Origin of the sequence: Dongshaea marina (genome assembly GCF_003072645.1) — a bacterium.
GTDB classification, from domain to species: Bacteria; Pseudomonadota; Gammaproteobacteria; order Enterobacterales; family Aeromonadaceae; genus Dongshaea; species Dongshaea marina.
The window spans coordinates 2,326,758-2,342,039 of the sequence record NZ_CP028897.1; the positions used below are offsets into that span (position 1 = coordinate 2,326,758).

Here is a 15,282-nt window from a genome sequence, read left to right on the forward strand (position 1 = left end):
TATGGCGCTGACCAAGGCCGATCTCGTAGAACATCTGTTCTGCCAGCTAAAAATTAGTAAGCGTGAAGCCAGGGAGTTGGTTGATGCTTTTTTCGAAGAGATCCGTGAGGCTCTCGAAAATGGTGAGCAGGTCAAGCTTTCAGGATTTGGAAACTTTGATCTGCGAGACAAGACCCAACGACCTGGGCGCAATCCTAAAACCGGGGAGGATATCCCCATTTCGGCTCGTCGAGTGGTAACATTTCGACCCGGTCAGAAGCTCAAATCCAGGGTAGAAGACAGCAAGCCTCAGGATTAGCCTGAATCTTTTAAAAAGCCAGCAAAAGCTGGCTTTTTTATTGCCTGAAATTGGAGTAAATTCGAGATTATCAGGAGTAAAGAGGCTGTAGGATCGAATGAACCATGAGAGGCTGACCCCAGAAGAGCTTGAGGCGCTATTGTTTGAAGATGACAATGGTGTGGAGCAGATCGAGCCTGTGCAGTTTAACTGCCTGGATGATGCCTCAATGAGCTGGGCTGAGCATCATTTTTCAGATACGCCTGAGCTGATGATCCGGCGCTGGCTCGATCCCGAGCAGTGGCTGGCCAGTCGCTTAAGCGGCGAGCATCTGATAGCCCTTCATTGCCAGCCTCTTCCCGAAGCGTTAGAGATTGGATTGAGGCAAGCTGTAGGAGGGGGGTATGGTCCGTAGCCTCTCCTGAGGTGCGAAGCCAGGTTGAGCAGGCAAGGCAGCGATTACTGGGGGCCTGGCATGAGTGGTTGGCTTGCCAGAGAGTCTTGTTGTTCGAAGATCATCCTTTTCAGGGCAAGATGTTGCTTCATCAACTCAAGCAGGTGGGGTTAAAGCAGTGTAGCTGGCAAAAAGGTGATCCCCGGGAGGTCGCAACCTGCGCCCGGGAGCCCTGGGATCTGATGATCTGTGATCTCTGGTTGGGTGGGGAGGATCTGTTGAGCTGTCTTGAGTCCTGGAAAGACAGTGAGACACGCGCTCCCTTATGGCTTCTCAGTGGCCAGGAGTCTCAGGTACTGCAAAGCATAGCCGATCTGTTGAGCCGCCAGGGCTGGCCTGTTGTCGCGGCGACCTCTAAACCTGTGGATGAACAGGGGATCAAGCGGGTTCTGCTTTTTCACTACCTGTCTCAAACCCTGCGCAGTCAAACACGCTTTATCCAGTCCGGGGGATCAGCAACTGGTATGGTGATGAGGAGGGGCGCTATCTTTTGAGCCTGGCTGAACAGAGCCTGGCTGAGAAGCTTTGTGAATCTTCGGATGGTTTAGTGTTTGTGCATCACAGACTGTTTCCACAGCAGCATTGGCCTGAGCTTCGGGATTGGCTTGCTGAGCTCTCTTTTGATCTTTCGCGCCTGGTGATTTTGCTCGATGACAGCTTCAGTCTGCAGCAGGATCTGGCGCTGTATGCCCTGGTGTTACAGGCACGTTTATCCGGGGTTCGCTTAGGGCTGATGGTTAATCACGGTGATCGATTGCCTTTTGCGCTGCTCGATACCCTGCCACTGGAATACCTGTTTCTGTCTGCGGTGGCGACTCGTAAACTCTCGACCCTTAACTCAGAGCCTCTTAAGCGCTTATTAGAGAGCGCCCTGCAACAGGGTATCGGTGTGTATGGCAGCGGTCGGGGAATCGAGTCCCGGCAGCTGGCGCAACAGTCTGGTCTGAGTGGGCAATGGTGAGTTTGTGGCTCTTTGTCCTTCGGACTGAGTATTTGTGCCTGTGGCACAATCGTCCGGCAGCGGATGCTGCACAAGGATGTGCGAATGCAGCGGAAGCCATGGATGGCGTAAGCTACCTACGGGTCAGGGGAACTGCTCACCCAGTTCCCCTAACAACCCCGAGGGTGCCCCTCGATTCGTGGAGATCCTGAAAATCACTTACTCCTTGAAGCTCAACATAGACACGCCGCATACCATCCATGATATGCCTAACCAGTTCGATATCCCTATCTCTCGCTCTGTCTCTCCGGGAGAGACTTCACCCCTGGCGTGGCTATGCACTCATGGCGTCCTGCCATTCGGCTTCACTCGCATTATGATTTTCAGGCGCGAATCAAAGGGGAAGTAACACCCGTGAGCAAGTGCCTAGGCAAACTATAAAACCACTATTTTTGTTTTCGAGGCACGATGCCGAGCACCGGAGCTTGATGGAGGGACCCATCACGCGAAGGGAGCTTTTGATTACTTTTGGCGGTTCAAAAGTAATGTGCTGCCGGCACCCCGGCATATCTGTGGCGAAGCCACAATATTAGCTGCATGCAATGCTATCAAGTTCGCTTTTGGTACAAAGCGAACCAGGATAGTTTGACCTGCGGTCAGATTTTTGTGCCTGTGGCACAATTGTCCGGCCGCGGACTGCGGGTCAGGGGGACTGCTCACCCAGTCCCCTAACAACCCCGAGGGTGCCCCTCGATTCGCGTTGATCCTCAGAGCCACTGGTTTTATGAGATACGCAGAAACGAGCCATCCATGGCTCGACCCTGCTTTCAGGATATCCATATCCTTCAATCTCAAACACCAACGTGACCCTTCGGTGCGAATCAAAGGGGAGTTTAAACCCCGTTAGCGAGCTCCGAGGCGAACGATAAACCCACTATTTTTGTTTTCGAGGCAGGATGCCGAACTGCGCAGCTCTGCGGAGGGACTCGCAGCGCGGAGCGAACTTTTGGTTACTTTTCTTGACAGAAAAGTGACTCGCCGGTCGGGCGATACCGACAATTGCCACATAGTGGCAAATAGCCATCCGCAGGATATATAAAAGTTCGTTATTGGTACAAAACGATCTGAAGAAAAAGGCTGATTGCACTGCAATCAGCCTTTGGAGGGTTACTGGTTTGCTTTGAGAAGCTGCCAGTATTTCTGGTAGAGCTGGTTGGCCTTATCGCCAACATCTTGCTGGAATTTGCCGTGCTCGATGACGCTTTCAGGCGGGTAGAGGGCCTGATTGTCGATCACCTTCATCAGCTGAGCAAAATACTGGTGTTGCTTGCCCTTTTTGTCATCCATGGTTTTTTGGTAGTTGACCTTGATGTATTCCATCATCGCCTTGTTCGGGATCGGCTCCCCAGATCATGGAGGATCTTGGCGGCAATGTCCGGGCGCAGGATGAAATTGATGAACTTGTAGGCTGCATCCACATGCTTGGCGTTCTTTGGAATGGCCAGAGTGTCACTCCAGAAGATCGCACCCTCTTTGGGGTAGATATATTTAAGATCCGGCATATCCTTGAGCGCTTTGAATGCAGAATCACTCCATAGCATTCCCAGGCCTACATCGCCTGAGAGATAGGGCATGCGTGGGGTGTCGGCATTAAACAGCAGAACGTTTGGCATCAGCTTTTTAAGGTATTCATAGGCCTGTTTGATCTCGGCGGGATCTTGACTGTTCGGATTAAGGCCCAGAACCATAAGCGCCATCTGGAATACTTCGCGGGGATCATCGGTCAGTAGCAGTTGGCCTTGCCACTTTGGATCCCAGAGTTGTTTCCAGCTGTCGATGTGAGTATCAGGCAGGATCTCAGGGTTGAGGCCGATGGCGGTACTGCCAAACACATAAGGAACACAGTATTGGTTGCCCGGATCATAGGGGCGATTGAGCACCTGAGACTCTAAATTTTTAAGATTTGGGATCTTGGCGTGATCCAACTTGTGCAGCATCCCCTGGGCGGCCATGCGCTGCACATAATAGGTTGAAGGGCCGATGAGATCGAAGCTCTCTTTAGCATCGCTTTTTTGCAGCAATTTGAGCTTGGAGAAAAGCGCTTCGTTCGAGTCAAAGGTGGAGACATGAACCTCAATTCCGGTCTCCTTGGTGAACTCCTGATAGACAGACTGCGGGATATAGTCTGCCCAGTTATAGATAGTCAGGACCTTGCTCTCTGCGGCATGTGCCAGGGATGCCAGAGAGCCCAAGAACACGAAGGCGAGTGTTCCGATCAGTTTTTTCATCATTTTTTGTCCTTTAACAGTAACTGTGCCAGCACCACCAGGAATAGTGATGCGACGAGTAACAGGGTCGCCAGAGCATTTACATCGGGCGATACCCCAATCTTAACCATGGAATAAATTCGAAGCGGCAGGATCTGATAATCCGGGCCGGTCACGAAGGAGCTGATGATCACATCATCCAGTGACAGGGTAAAACTCAATAGCCAGCCTGCGGCCACCGCCGGGCGAGCCAGTGGGAAAATGATTTTCCAAAAGGTGGTCCCCTCGGTGGCACCCAGATCCTTGGCGGCTTCCAGCATGTTCTTATCAAAACCATTGAGCCTGGAGTAGACGGTGACCACCACAAAGGGCAGGCAGAAGGTGATATGGGCTGCCAGCAGAGACCAGAATCCTAAGGAGAAGCCAAGAGCCAGGAACAGGGTCAGCAGGGCAATTGCCATCACGATATCCGGTGACATCATCACCACAAACAGCATGCCATTGACCATCGCCTTAGAGCGAAAACGGTAGCGGTATAGTGCGACCGAGGTCAGGGTGCCGATGGCGGTCGCGGCTGTGGCACTGAGCAGGGCAATGGTGATCGAGTGACCCGCCGCGGTCAGCAGCGAGTCATTATTAAACAGCGCCTCATACCAGCGCATCGAAAACCCCTGCCAGTGAAAGCCAAAGCGCGACTGGTTAAAGGAGTTTGCGATCAGCACGATGATCGGAATATACAGATAGGCGTATAGAACAAACAAGAAGCTGGACTTGAAGAGCTTAGTCATGGAGTTCCACCTTCTTGTTGAGGAATTTACCAACCCGGTAATAGATAAAGACTAAGAGGGCCATCAGCAGGGTCAGCATCACACTCAGTGCTGAGCCAAAGGGCCAGTCGCGGGTATCCAGGAACTGGCTCTTTATCACATTACCGACCAGCAGGTTCTTAGCCCCTCCCAGCAGATCCGGAATGTAGAACATCCCCATCGCCGGAATAAAGACCAGTAGGCATCCGGCGATGATCCCGGGCATGGTCAGGGGAATGACAATTCGCCAGAAAGTTTGTAGCTTACCTGCACCCAGATCATGAGAAGCCTCCAACAGACGTTTATCGAGCTTCTCAATCGAGGAGTAGAGGGGAAGCACCATAAAGGGCAGCAGTATATAGATGAGTCCGATGATGACCGCAGTTTCGGTATAGAGGATCCGGATCGGGTGATCGATGATCCCAAGGGACATCAGACTCCAGTTAAACAGGCCACGCATTCCAAGAATGGTTTTAAGGGCATAGGCGCGGATCAGTGAATTGGTCCAGAAAGGTACGATCACCAAAAATAGAGCCAGGGGCTGCCAGCGCTTTGGCATCTGGGCAATGAAGTAGGCAAAGGGGTAGCCAATCAACAGGCAAATCCCGGTGGCGACACAAGCCATCTTCAGGGAGTGAAATACCACCTTTAGATACAGAGGATCGAATAGCCTCAGGTAGCTGTCCAGACTAAAGGTATACTGGATCAGATTGACATCATCTCGTGTCAGGAAGCTGGTGACCAGGATCATCAGGTTAGGGACGAACACGAACACCGCCAGCCAGCCGACGATCAGGGTGATGGCAAAATTACGAAAGGTGTTAGTGTGCTTCATAGGGCAGAACCACCTCCCAGCTATCGACCCAGGTGATTGAAACCTTCTGGCCCAGGCTATAATCGAAATCCGGATCGTCTTCGTCAAAGAATTCACTGATCATCAGCTGCTGACCCGATTCAAGCTCAACCACAGAGTCCAGGGTCGCACCCTTATAGTTGCGTTCGGTGATCTTCCCTACAATTCCCTCTGCCTGCTCGTTTTGCGCGATCTCCTCCATCCTGAGATCTTCGGGGCGCAACAGGACACAGATCTTATCGCCGACCTTAAAAGGCTCCTGAGTATGAACGATGCAGTTGCGCCCTTCGACTCTGGCTTTCCAGGTCTTATCATCGGTTTTTTCCAGCAGCTCACCATCCATGATGTTGCTCTCGCCAATGAAGCGGGCTACAAACAGGTTGTTAGGCGACTCATAGATATCGCGCGGGCTACCCTGCTGCTCAATGCGCCCGTCACGCATCACCACGATGCGGTCAGCCATCGACAGGGCTTCCTCCTGATCGTGGGTCACAAAGATAAAGGTGATCCCAAGCTGACGTTGCAGCCGCTTGAGCTCGATCTGCATCTGTTTACGCAGTTTATAATCCAGAGCGCTCAGGGATTCATCCAGCAGTAACACTCTGGGTTTGTTAACCACGGCACGGGCAATCGCAACGCGTTGTTGCTGGCCACCGGAGAGTTGGTGAGGCTTGCGCTGAGCCAGGTGATCGAGCTGCACCATTTTCAGGGCCTCCATCACTCTGGGTTTTATCTCCGGCTTTGCAACCTTTTGCATCTTAAGACCAAAGGCAACATTGTCGAAGATGGTCATATGTGGGAAGAGGGCGTAGCTCTGAAAGACCGTATTGACATGGCGCTGCTCAGCTGGCTGCTCAGTAATAGTCTCGTTATCCAGGGTGATGGTGCCGGTATCGACCTGCTCTAAACCTGAGATCAAACGCAGTACCGTTGTTTTACCACAGCCGGACGGGCCAAGAATGGTGAGAAATTCACCATCATAAATTGTTAAATCAAGCTGTTTTACTACAGGCTTGCCGTCGAAGCTCTTGTTTACACCCTGGAGGGTGACGATGCTATTTTTCGCAGCGCTCATCAATAGCGGCTCTCCGTGTTGGACCATGAAAATAAGGATGGCGAATTTTAGTTGCCATCCTTGTGAAATTAAAGCGTTTTTTTACACTAGATCGCAGAAATTTTTCCATAGCCTTGTTGTTGTGGTGCTCCCCTGATTTTGAGCCCTGTCTCTCTTGTTGTTTATCATCAATTTTGCCCATAAATTGAGCACTTGGTTATGAGTTTAGCCTCTTGTCACCTTTATTTAGCAAGCCTCTCTATTTCCGTGATGGTGTGAGGTCTAAATGAGCCCTCCCTGGGTTGATTTTTAATCAGGGCTGATTTTTGTTAGTATGTCGAATTCTGACGGAGCCTGTTGGCATTGAGCATGGAAGTCTGGCTTTTCGAGAAGGTGATATACGAGCATATGAAACGACTTGTTTGTACTGGCGTCGCAGCCCTGATTCTGGCTGCTGGTTGTAGTCCCGTAACCAAAGAGCCCCAGAGTTCGATTCTGGCGACATCTGCCGATCAGCGTCCGGCTGTGGTAGAGCAGGATATAAAGGCGCCTGATTTTTCACAGATGGGATCAACTAAGCTTCGCAAGAAAGCTTTTTTTGATTTTTTGCGTCCTTTTTATCAGCAGATCTCCTCTCAGATCCTGGCCGAGCGCCAAAAGGTGATGATATTGCAGCAGCGCTTCGAACAGGGTGAACCCCTTGATGACTCTGAGCACCAATGGCTGGCACAGTTGGCGAGCCAGTATGGGTTACGCTCTGAGCCTCTGAGTCAGTCCCATTTTGATCAGATCCTCCTTCGGGTGGATACGCTGCCTGAGGCTCTGGTGTTGAGCCAGGCTGCAAATGAGAGCGGTTGGGGAACCTCTCGCTTTGCTCGCCAGGGAAATAACTATTTTGGCCAGTGGTGCTATAGCCAGGGCTGTGGACTGGTCCCCCTTCAGCGTAGCTCTGGGGCGATTCACGAGGTGAAGGTGTTTCCTTCCGCTTATGATTCGGTGAAGGCTTACTTCAGTAATGTGAATACCAATGCCGCATACAGAGATCTGCGAGCGATCCGTGCAAAGCTCAGAAGTGAAGGGAAGCCTCTCAATCCTCTGCAGCTGGCCGAGGGCCTGAATCATTACTCTGAGCGCGGCCAGGCCTATGTAGTCTCGATTCAACAGTTTATCGAGCAGAATCAATCCTACTGGCAAGTGACCGGTTAAACTAAAGAGCCAGCGTAAGCTGGCTTTTTTGTGTCTGCTATTTTCCTGCTCTGCGCTGCATCCGACCCGGCGCAGTCAAATATCTCCAAATACCATTAAACAATCTTCTGTTTGTGTCGAACTTGCAGTTCATCTATCGGCTGATTGCTTATAGATCACACTTCATGTCAACCTGGCTTGCTCGGTTGCTTTGCATCTGCTTATTATCATTAGAGGTGAAGTGCTGTTGTATCGACTTCCTGAGGCCTAAGGAAAGGCGGGTCGCGCAGTAGTAGCTTGATGTTTAAGCATGAGCGGCTTACAGACCTGTAAAGGTATAAGCGTTTATGAAAAAACTTGGATATTTAGTGGTGGCATCCAGGCTGCTGGCTTTGTCGGTCATGGTGCCAGGCATCGCTCTGGCGGGATCTGCTCAGAGCACCCTGGAGGTTTCGGCCCGGGTGATTGACTCATGCCTGATGGCAAGTCATCCGGTAAACATAGGGTCTCATAATGACTCACAGGGCGGGGTAAAGCTCAGGTGCACCGGAAGAACACCTCAAGTTGATGTGTCTATTTCGGCGGTGAAGATCATGCCGCTTCAGGATAAGAGAGTCGATATTACTTCCGAGGCCTATGAAGAGTTTCGCCAGGAGCGCTTGTTATCAAAAAAGCTGCAACAATTGCCGCTGACCAGGGGGCAGGGAAGAGTTCTGGTGGACTCGGATATTCGAGCCAGATTACTTGAGGAAAAGCAGAGTGCATATAGAGCCGTCAGGGTTAACCTTGAATATTAGGCGCAGTTAATAGCTGACTTCGACTCTCAGCGTCTGACTGTAACGGCCAGCAGGAACTCTCTGATCCGCAGGGATATGGCCGTTAAAGATAGCCTTGCCTACGCCCCTGTTATTGATGATGACTGAGTGCTCCGGGGTACTCCATGAGCGGCTTTGATGATCATGCAGGGAGTAGCGAAGGTGGTAGCTCCGCGCCTTAGAGTTATTGGCATGCATCTGAAAATATTGTTGTTGATGCGCCCCTGATATAGAGACTTTAACAGCTTGTCCCTCAAGGCCGGGGCAGGAGATACGCAGGGTGGCTTGCCCATCTTTGCCTGCCGGATCCTGTGGGTTGTAGTTGCCAAAACGTAGAAAGGCATCTGAGTTGATCCAGCAGCTTCTTTTCAGGGAGAGGCTGAGATTCATAATGCCCGAGCTATGGCAGGCAGCCAGGCAGGCATGGGCGTAACTTCCCAGCAAGATCAGGATGAGAGTCGGGAGTTGACTTAAGTATCTGTTGCTCATATTGATTTTCCTATCAATAATGCACAAACACTCTCAGGGTTGTTTTGTATTGTCCTGCGGGCACGTATTGGTGGGCGATGATTTTGCCGTGTAATCTAATGTGGTTATTATCAAAGAATTTCAGGTTTATGTCTTGATCCTTTCCATCTTTAAAGATGATTTTATTACCCCACCAGCCATGGTGAGTATAGAGCGAAAACTTTAGAGGGTTTTCACCGGGTGAGCCATTTTTATACATCTTGTATGTTGGCCTGCCACTGGGTGAGTCAGAAGAGATAGACAGCTCTGCAACTCTTGGCCAGAAGCCAACACAGTTAATGTCAATGCCAGTTACTGCTTTTGTTGGTTTGGTATCTTGGGGGTTATACCTTCCAAAGTTCATGTCCCCATCTACGGTGACTTTACAGCTTGAAACTACTGTCGCTGAAACATGTAGTTCTGCGTTGGCAGTATTTGACTCTTGCGCGATCGCAGGAGATGTGTTCAATAAGCATAATCCAACAGCGATGGTGGCTGCTCTAAAGGAGTTAGTTACATCCATTGTTGAAACCTGTTGTTAATCATATTTCCGTAGGCCTGATATGGCCAGCGTAGATGGGACTGCCCAAATTTAAATCGATGCATATATTACGTATAAAAAGACATAAATCAATAAAAATAGGATTATTGTTGAACATGAATTAGAGTTTTATTGCTGTGTTATACGATTAATAATTGTGCGTTCCGGAGTCTTTTCTTTATTTGGCAAAGGCTTAGCTAAGGATCCATTCGAATCATATTTGTTAAATTTATTATTTTAAGCTTGGTTAAATGAAGTTAGTTGGTTTTTTATTTTTCTATAATAATGATTAAAATCAAAAGGCGCTGGATTTATTTGGGTCTGATTGGCTAAAAATTTAATGTAAGCTCAGGCAAATGCCTTAGTTTTATTAAAAAAACCATGTAAAACATAATCATAAGGTGGTTTATGAAGGGGGCTCATCGATTTATTCCTATAGTCTTGTTGCAAAGATTTTTTTGCTCGGTATGATTCGCAGCGAAATATTGGTCTGGGTCATATCGGTGCGTCAATAAATGGCGGAAGATTTGGTTGGACACTTTTTACTGTTAGCTCTTGTATAGGGCTTGGTATTTTTTATTACAAACTGTTGGTGTTTGTGATTTTATTTTTAGCACGGAGTTATTTATGAAAATCAAAAATATTGCGCTGGCTATCTCTGCCGCAGCGGTTATGTCTGCTGGTTTTGTTGCTTCTGCGAATGCAGCAGGTACTACGCATAATGAACTCGAGGTGAAAGCTGAAGTAGTCTCAAGCTGTAAGATTGATGCTGGTACTATTGATATGAAGCAGTACTCTCCAACAGATCCACAAGTTTTCCCTGGGACAATGAAAATCTCGTGCGTTGGGACGAAACAAGTATCCGTATCAATTGATGCTAAGTCTGGTGCAATGACTAATACCGATACCGGTGAGGTTATGACTTATCAACTGGCTGATGATAAAGGTATGGCAAACTCTTGGTTTGGTGGTACTCCACATGCTGTTGACATGACAAATGGTAGTGGGGATGCCCAGTTCTACGCTCAGGCTGATAAAGAACAATGGGGACTGTCTGCGGGTAATTATAGCCAATCTCTAACAGTGAATGTAAAATATTAATATTTAACATTCACTGTTGATAAATAGAAGCTCATTAGTTGGGTGATTGGTGGCCGATTTAATTATCGGCCTTTTTATATTTAGTTTAACCTGTGTGTATTTAATTATATCTATAGGTTTAACATGTGAGAATGTTGTAATTTACTATTTGAGGGTGTTGAATATGCTTCGTTATATATATGCAATAACAGCAGGAATCTTTTGGCTAAATTGCACAGTAGCTCAGGCGGGCAGTTATGGTGTATCACCTACTTTAATTAAGCTACAAAATAGCCAACGTCAACAATCCCTATCAGTAACCAATGTTGGTAATAAGCCAATAGCCCTCCAGGTCGCCGTGTATAAGTGGCAGATCGAGAATGGCAAGGACAAGCTTACTGCTGCTCCTGAGTTTTTCGCATCCCCGGCCATGCTGCATGTGGCGCCGCAGACCACTCAAACGGTTCGCCTGGGCTATTTCTCCTATAACAGCACAAAACAGATTCAAACTTATCGGGTATTGCTCAAGGAGCTGCCGGATCAGGTAAAACCAACTAAAGATGAAAAAAATAACAGCCAGGTGGTGATCTACACCGATACCTCGGTGCCTCTATATGTTTATCCTAAAAATAAACCAATTTCTGACTACAGATGGAGCCAAAAGCTCACAGCAAAAGGGCTGCAACTTACCCTGAACAACGTTGGTGGTACAGTAGCCAAGGTTGCAGGTATTGAGCTGGGCAACAAGGCAACCCTGATTAAAGGTCAGAAAATACTTACAGCTACCAAGATAATCAAGACCTTTAAATATGTTTTGCCAGGTCAGACCCAAAGTTGGTTGGTTCCTGGTGCTAAGCAAGTCTTTAAGCTGCTTAGCCCTAAAATTGCGGGCGAGGATAAGCAGAGCATTGTTTCCATCCGTTAAGCCGAAAAGCAACTTCAAGCTTTTAAAAGTGTCAGCCCGGAGTATTTCCGGGCTGGCATTTTCGCGCTTGTGATTTGAGTGAGATTAAAGGGTGATGGGTAAGCAGGGGATATTACTCAGCAGCTCACGAGGACTGGCGGCTGGCTGTAGCCTACTGTTACTGCCAGGGCTTAGCCACGCCTTCTCGCTGACTCCGCAGGATTGCCTAGAAATGCAGGCGCAACCCATGCTGGTTGATATCAAGCTTAACGGCCAGAGCAAGGCTCATGGCTTAAGTGGCAAGTTGGTGTGTATGCTGCCGGATCAACAAGTGCTGATAACGTATGAGGGGCTAAAGCAGCTCGGTGCTGTGAACCTCAAGCTTCTTCCGCATAAGCAATATCAACAAAAGAGTCTGATACAGTTTCCTTTGGGCAAGAAGCCTGGTTATACACTCAATAACCTCACCCAGGAGCTGATGCTCAACCTGCCGATTGCCAATCTTCCCAAGGGAAGTCTGGATGCCGGAGGGGATAGCTATGGCAAGGTGAGGCTGGATGAGACCCCGGGAGCCTACCTTAACTACAATCTGACCGGAACCAGTGGCAGTGATCAGGATAGCACCACCAATCTTTATGCTACCCTTGGCCAGTTTGGAGGGCTCCCAGGACTGCGTAGTAGCAGCTTTGCCTATAACCATACTGCTGAGGATTCAGAGCTTATTCGCTACGATACAAGTTGGCGGCTGGATGATGCGAGCTCACTCATTACCCGGGAGTTTGGGGATACCACCACGGTTGCACCCACCTGGGGGGGAATGCGCGCCTTGCCGGATACAAAATCTATAAAAACTATGATCTGAATCCTAAGTTTGTGACCTATCCTCTGCCATTTGTACTGGGGCAGGCGACTACCCCTACTTCGGTGCAGCTGACCCTGGATGGGGTGCCTATCAGCAATGGTTATAGCGTCAATCCAGGGGCTTTTCAGATCAATAATATCCCTGTGGTTAGCGGTAATGGCACGATTCAAGTCAAGCAAACAGATATTTACGGCAAAACCACCACCTATGCGATCCCCTATTTTGTCAATACCAGTCTACTCAAGGCGGGGCTAGATTCTTATGACTTCGAGGCCGGGGTGCTGCGGGAGGATTATGGGACAAAAAGTTTTGACTATGGCCAGGCAGCAGTGGCTGGTTCTTATGGCTATGGGATGAACTCGAAGTGGACCAGCCGTTTTCATGGGGAGCTTCTTTCTGAACAGCAAACCTTTGGTACAACCCAGCAGTTCCAATTGGGTCTTGGGATCGCCAGTTTAAGCAGTGCCCTGAGCCACAGCTCGTCGGGTGCCGGGATCCTGGGGCAGCTCGATTATCAGTACTCAAAGGGCGGATTTAGCGCCGGGGGCTACTACAAACTCACCTCAGATCATTTTACCCAGATTGGTGAGTTGGGCCAGAATATACTGTCCGCTCCTCGGCAGCTTGGTTTATCGATAGGTTATGGGGATGAGAGGCTTGGTAGCGTGAGTGGAGCCTATAGCTCTACGAGCTCGGGTGAGAGTTTCACAGCCAGCTACAGCAAATCGATAACCGAACAGCTGAGCCTTTCGCTGAGTCAGCAGCTGGACTTTGGCAATGTGAATAACTGGAATCTTGGTTTGTCGGTGAGCTGGAACTTTGCATCCAATGATAGCCTGAGCTTTGATTCAACCCGCTCCTCCTCGGATAATGACCTGAGCCAGCAGCAGAGCATGAGCTATTCCCACAGTAGTGGCGATCTCTATGGGCTTTCTTATAACCTGAGTGCTGTCCGAAACCAGCAGGAGCAGGAGGACTCACAGAACAAATATAATGGCTCGATGCAGCTGCCTACTTCTAAGGGGACTCTTTCAGGAATGTTTGCCACCCAGCAAAATAGCAATAGCTATTCGCTGAATTATTCCGGAGGACTGGTGTATATGGAAAAGCAGCTCTTTATTGCGCCGGAGATCTATGACAGTTTTGGGGTTGTGAGTACCGATGGGGTGGCTGGACTCCCCATCTACTCCAATAATCAGTTTCTTGGTAAAACTGACAGAAATGGCTATCTGCTGGCGCCCAACCTTCAGTCATTTTATCAAAATAGCATTGAGATCCAGCCCAATGATCTGCCGATGGATTACCGGGCCGATAGCTTTAAGAAAACTGTGGTATCCGGCTATAACTCGGGGAGCTTTATCGACTTTGGGGTACATAAAGAGCGGCAGGGCCTCATTACCCTCAAGCGTTCAGACAAAAAATCGATCCCGGCCAGTAGTTATGTTGAGTTAACCGGAGATGGTAGCTTTAAATCTCGTGGCAGTTATATGGGGATGGATGGGGTGCTTTATCTGTCTGAAATCAGCTCTAAGCAGAAAAAGCTAGAGGGTAGGGTATCCCTTAAAAAAGGTAAGAGCTGCAAATTCTCAGTCAACCTGAAAAAATATAAAACGGATCTCTTTCGAGATGAGATCGCCTGTGAGGTGAGTCAATGAAAACCCACTCCTGTGCCCTGATGGTATCTATGTTGCTCCTTGCCAGCAAAGCTTATGGATTAAGCTGTAACTGGCACAGTCCCGAGATACGATTTGGCATGCCGGATATACTTCAGATAGAGAACTCAGGGCTAAGCTCATTGGGGCGTGCCTATATCAGCTGTGCGGGAGGTAAGCCGGGAGATAGGGTCTATTACTCGATTCATTTAGGAAACAATGGCCGGCAGCTTCATCAACTGAAGACGCCTCAGGGACGGCTTGATTACTACCTGGCCAGAGTCAATCAGCCCACTGTCGCTATTACGGCTCTTCGCGGAGTCATGATCTTGGATGGCAACGGTTATGGACGTTCCAGCTTTACCCCGTTGATTGCGGTGATCCCTAAGCAGCAGGTCAATGGGTTTGGTCATTACCAGGCGGCGCTTCCCTATACCCTTTATTATGGAATGGACCCGAAAGATCCAGATTTGCAGTAAAACAAATCGGTTATGAAAGGTTTTAATATCTCTTTACAGGATGTACTGATGAAATATGCCGTATGCATGCTATTGGCTGTTTGCCTGACCGGTGTCTGTCAGGCAAACTCTGAGCTGAAAGGACCGCAGGAGTATGTCAGCATCACACCTGCTTTAACCTTATCATCACCCCATTACTCAGCTGCTTTGCAGGTAAAGGCCAGGGTGGTAACCCTGTGTCTTATTCGAGATAAGAAGTTTAAATTTCATGATTATGATCCTCTGTCGCACAGCGGTTCGCAGTTTAAGGGAGAGCTGCTGGTTCGCTGTATGGGGGATGCCCGCCTTAAGATCACATTAAGCCCCAAAGGAGGGGCTGATGAATTTGTGATGCGAGCCATTCAGGGGGGAGAGGAGCTGAACTATCAGCTTCTTAATAGTGCAGGGCAAAACTGGGTTCCGGGGCAGAGCTATCCAATAAAGCTCGATGATGGGAAGATCGGACGGATCCATTTAAATGGTGAGATCCCTCCCGGACAGTTTGTTCCGGACGGTATCTATCGCCAATACCTGTTGGCCAAGATCACTTTTTAGGCTAAGAAAAAGCCAGCTTGCGCTGGCCCTGTG

Annotated in this window: 20 protein-coding genes; 12 read left to right on the forward strand and 8 right to left on the reverse strand. The window is 49.0% G+C overall.

The features are described 5' to 3' along the window. The first annotated feature begins 1 nt into the window (after position 1). The 4 genes from ihfA (at position 2) to DB847_RS11140 (ending at position 1,692) form a co-directional block, all read left to right on the forward strand. Positions 2–298, forward strand: coding sequence for an integration host factor subunit alpha (gene ihfA, locus DB847_RS11125; RefSeq protein WP_108650742.1), 297 nt, complete (start codon positions 2–4; stop codon positions 296–298). A gap of 97 nt (positions 299–395) precedes the next feature. Then, a complete protein-coding gene (locus tag DB847_RS11130) occupies positions 396–692 on the forward strand; it encodes a hypothetical protein (protein WP_108650743.1) in 297 nt (98 codons plus the stop codon). 11 nt (positions 693–703) lie between these two features. Next, entirely contained in the window at positions 704–1,225 is a 522-nt protein-coding gene (locus tag DB847_RS11135; protein WP_108650744.1) for a response regulator, read from the forward strand. Further along, the gene (locus DB847_RS11140; RefSeq protein WP_108650745.1) at positions 1,222–1,692 is read left to right on the forward strand and encodes a hypothetical protein; all 471 of its coding nucleotides are present in this window, start codon (positions 1,222–1,224) and stop codon (positions 1,690–1,692) included. Before DB847_RS11135 ends, DB847_RS11140 begins: the two co-directional genes overlap by 4 nt. A 1,146-nt stretch (positions 1,693–2,838) precedes the next feature. Here DB847_RS11140 and DB847_RS11150 read toward each other — a convergent pair. Genes DB847_RS11150 through DB847_RS24360 form a run of 6 tightly spaced genes read right to left on the reverse strand, consistent with a single transcriptional unit; the run spans position 2,839 to position 6,853 of the window. Then, positions 2,839–3,054, reverse strand: a complete 216-nt coding sequence (locus tag DB847_RS11150) for a hypothetical protein (protein WP_108650747.1) — start codon at positions 3,052–3,054, stop codon at positions 2,839–2,841. After that, entirely contained in the window at positions 3,051–3,959 is a 909-nt protein-coding gene (locus tag DB847_RS11155; RefSeq protein WP_159084546.1) for an ABC transporter substrate-binding protein, read from the reverse strand. The genes DB847_RS11150 and DB847_RS11155 overlap by 4 nt, the downstream gene beginning before the upstream one ends. Continuing rightward, a complete protein-coding gene (gene potC / locus DB847_RS11160) occupies positions 3,959–4,726 on the reverse strand; it encodes a spermidine/putrescine ABC transporter permease PotC (protein ID WP_108650749.1) in 768 nt (255 codons plus the stop codon). The genes DB847_RS11155 and potC overlap by 1 nt, the downstream gene beginning before the upstream one ends. Next, a complete protein-coding gene (gene potB / locus DB847_RS11165) occupies positions 4,719–5,579 on the reverse strand; it encodes a spermidine/putrescine ABC transporter permease PotB (RefSeq protein ID WP_108650750.1) in 861 nt (286 codons plus the stop codon). Before potB ends, potC begins: the two co-directional genes overlap by 8 nt. After that, a complete protein-coding gene (potA, locus tag DB847_RS11170; protein ID WP_108650751.1) occupies positions 5,566–6,672 on the reverse strand; it encodes a spermidine/putrescine ABC transporter ATP-binding protein PotA in 1,107 nt (368 codons plus the stop codon). The genes potB and potA overlap by 14 nt, the downstream gene beginning before the upstream one ends. Further along, positions 6,653–6,853: a hypothetical protein gene (locus tag DB847_RS24360; protein ID WP_159084547.1), complete on the reverse strand. Its 201-nt coding sequence runs from the start codon at positions 6,851–6,853 to the stop codon at positions 6,653–6,655. The genes potA and DB847_RS24360 overlap by 20 nt, the downstream gene beginning before the upstream one ends. Before the next feature lie 206 nt (positions 6,854–7,059). On the opposite strand from DB847_RS24360, the gene DB847_RS11175 reads away from it, so the two are divergent. Next, the gene (locus tag DB847_RS11175; protein ID WP_199911806.1) at positions 7,060–7,857 is read left to right on the forward strand and encodes a glucosaminidase domain-containing protein; all 798 of its coding nucleotides are present in this window, start codon (positions 7,060–7,062) and stop codon (positions 7,855–7,857) included. A gap of 326 nt (positions 7,858–8,183) precedes the next feature. Continuing rightward, complete coding sequence (locus DB847_RS11180) at positions 8,184–8,633, forward strand: hypothetical protein (protein WP_108650752.1); 450 nt, start codon at positions 8,184–8,186, stop codon at positions 8,631–8,633. Between the two features lie 6 nt (positions 8,634–8,639). On the opposite strand, the gene DB847_RS11185 is transcribed toward DB847_RS11180, so the two are convergent. Both DB847_RS11185 and DB847_RS11190 read right to left on the reverse strand, forming a co-directional pair. Beyond that, the gene (locus tag DB847_RS11185; protein ID WP_108650753.1) at positions 8,640–9,140 is read right to left on the reverse strand and encodes a spore coat protein U domain-containing protein; all 501 of its coding nucleotides are present in this window, start codon (positions 9,138–9,140) and stop codon (positions 8,640–8,642) included. Positions 9,141–9,153: 13 nt separating this feature from the next. Beyond that, positions 9,154–9,681: a spore coat protein U domain-containing protein gene (locus tag DB847_RS11190; protein WP_108650754.1), complete on the reverse strand. Its 528-nt coding sequence runs from the start codon at positions 9,679–9,681 to the stop codon at positions 9,154–9,156. Between the two features lie 645 nt (positions 9,682–10,326). Here DB847_RS11190 and DB847_RS11195 point away from each other — a divergent pair. From DB847_RS11195 to DB847_RS11220, 6 genes are all read left to right on the forward strand, one after another. Then, a complete protein-coding gene (locus DB847_RS11195; protein WP_108650755.1) occupies positions 10,327–10,800 on the forward strand; it encodes a spore coat protein U domain-containing protein in 474 nt (157 codons plus the stop codon). Between the two features lie 163 nt (positions 10,801–10,963). After that, positions 10,964–11,704, forward strand: coding sequence for a fimbrial biogenesis chaperone (locus DB847_RS11200; RefSeq protein WP_108650756.1), 741 nt, complete (start codon positions 10,964–10,966; stop codon positions 11,702–11,704). A 91-nt stretch (positions 11,705–11,795) separates the two neighbouring features. Beyond that, on the forward strand, positions 11,796–12,545 hold the full coding sequence (locus tag DB847_RS11205; RefSeq protein ID WP_159084548.1) for a fimbria/pilus outer membrane usher protein: 750 nt from the start codon (positions 11,796–11,798) through the stop codon (positions 12,543–12,545). An 11-nt stretch (positions 12,546–12,556) separates the two neighbouring features. Next, on the forward strand, positions 12,557–14,200 hold the full coding sequence (locus DB847_RS11210; protein ID WP_108650758.1) for a fimbria/pilus outer membrane usher protein: 1,644 nt from the start codon (positions 12,557–12,559) through the stop codon (positions 14,198–14,200). Next, the gene (locus tag DB847_RS11215; protein WP_108650759.1) at positions 14,197–14,676 is read left to right on the forward strand and encodes a hypothetical protein; all 480 of its coding nucleotides are present in this window, start codon (positions 14,197–14,199) and stop codon (positions 14,674–14,676) included. The genes DB847_RS11210 and DB847_RS11215 overlap by 4 nt, the downstream gene beginning before the upstream one ends. A gap of 48 nt (positions 14,677–14,724) precedes the next feature. Further along, positions 14,725–15,249, forward strand: a complete 525-nt coding sequence (locus tag DB847_RS11220) for a spore coat protein U domain-containing protein (protein WP_159084549.1) — start codon at positions 14,725–14,727, stop codon at positions 15,247–15,249. The last annotated feature ends 33 nt before the right edge of the window (positions 15,250–15,282 follow it).

Coding starts and splice junctions, on each gene's coding strand:
- DB847_RS11155 (WP_159084546.1), bottom strand. CDS start 3,959: ATGAAAAAACTGATCGGAACACTCGCCTTCGTGTTCTTGGGCTCTCTG.
- DB847_RS11130 (WP_108650743.1), top strand. CDS start 396: ATGAACCATGAGAGGCTGACCCCAGAAGAGCTTGAGGCGCTATTGTTT.
- DB847_RS11175 (WP_199911806.1), top strand. CDS start 7,060: ATGAAACGACTTGTTTGTACTGGCGTCGCAGCCCTGATTCTGGCTGCT.
- DB847_RS11215 (WP_108650759.1), top strand. CDS start 14,197: ATGAAAACCCACTCCTGTGCCCTGATGGTATCTATGTTGCTCCTTGCC.
- potB (WP_108650750.1), bottom strand. CDS start 5,579: ATGAAGCACACTAACACCTTTCGTAATTTTGCCATCACCCTGATCGTC.
- DB847_RS11190 (WP_108650754.1), bottom strand. CDS start 9,681: ATGGATGTAACTAACTCCTTTAGAGCAGCCACCATCGCTGTTGGATTA.
- ihfA (WP_108650742.1), top strand. CDS start 2: ATGGCGCTGACCAAGGCCGATCTCGTAGAACATCTGTTCTGCCAGCTA.
- DB847_RS11185 (WP_108650753.1), bottom strand. CDS start 9,140: ATGAGCAACAGATACTTAAGTCAACTCCCGACTCTCATCCTGATCTTG.
- DB847_RS11180 (WP_108650752.1), top strand. CDS start 8,184: ATGAAAAAACTTGGATATTTAGTGGTGGCATCCAGGCTGCTGGCTTTG.
- DB847_RS11200 (WP_108650756.1), top strand. CDS start 10,964: ATGCTTCGTTATATATATGCAATAACAGCAGGAATCTTTTGGCTAAAT.
- DB847_RS11195 (WP_108650755.1), top strand. CDS start 10,327: ATGAAAATCAAAAATATTGCGCTGGCTATCTCTGCCGCAGCGGTTATG.
- potC (WP_108650749.1), bottom strand. CDS start 4,726: ATGACTAAGCTCTTCAAGTCCAGCTTCTTGTTTGTTCTATACGCCTAT.
- potA (WP_108650751.1), bottom strand. CDS start 6,672: ATGAGCGCTGCGAAAAATAGCATCGTCACCCTCCAGGGTGTAAACAAG.
- DB847_RS11150 (WP_108650747.1), bottom strand. CDS start 3,054: ATGATGGAATACATCAAGGTCAACTACCAAAAAACCATGGATGACAAA.
- DB847_RS24360 (WP_159084547.1), bottom strand. CDS start 6,853: ATGGGCAAAATTGATGATAAACAACAAGAGAGACAGGGCTCAAAATCA.
- DB847_RS11220 (WP_159084549.1), top strand. CDS start 14,725: ATGAAATATGCCGTATGCATGCTATTGGCTGTTTGCCTGACCGGTGTC.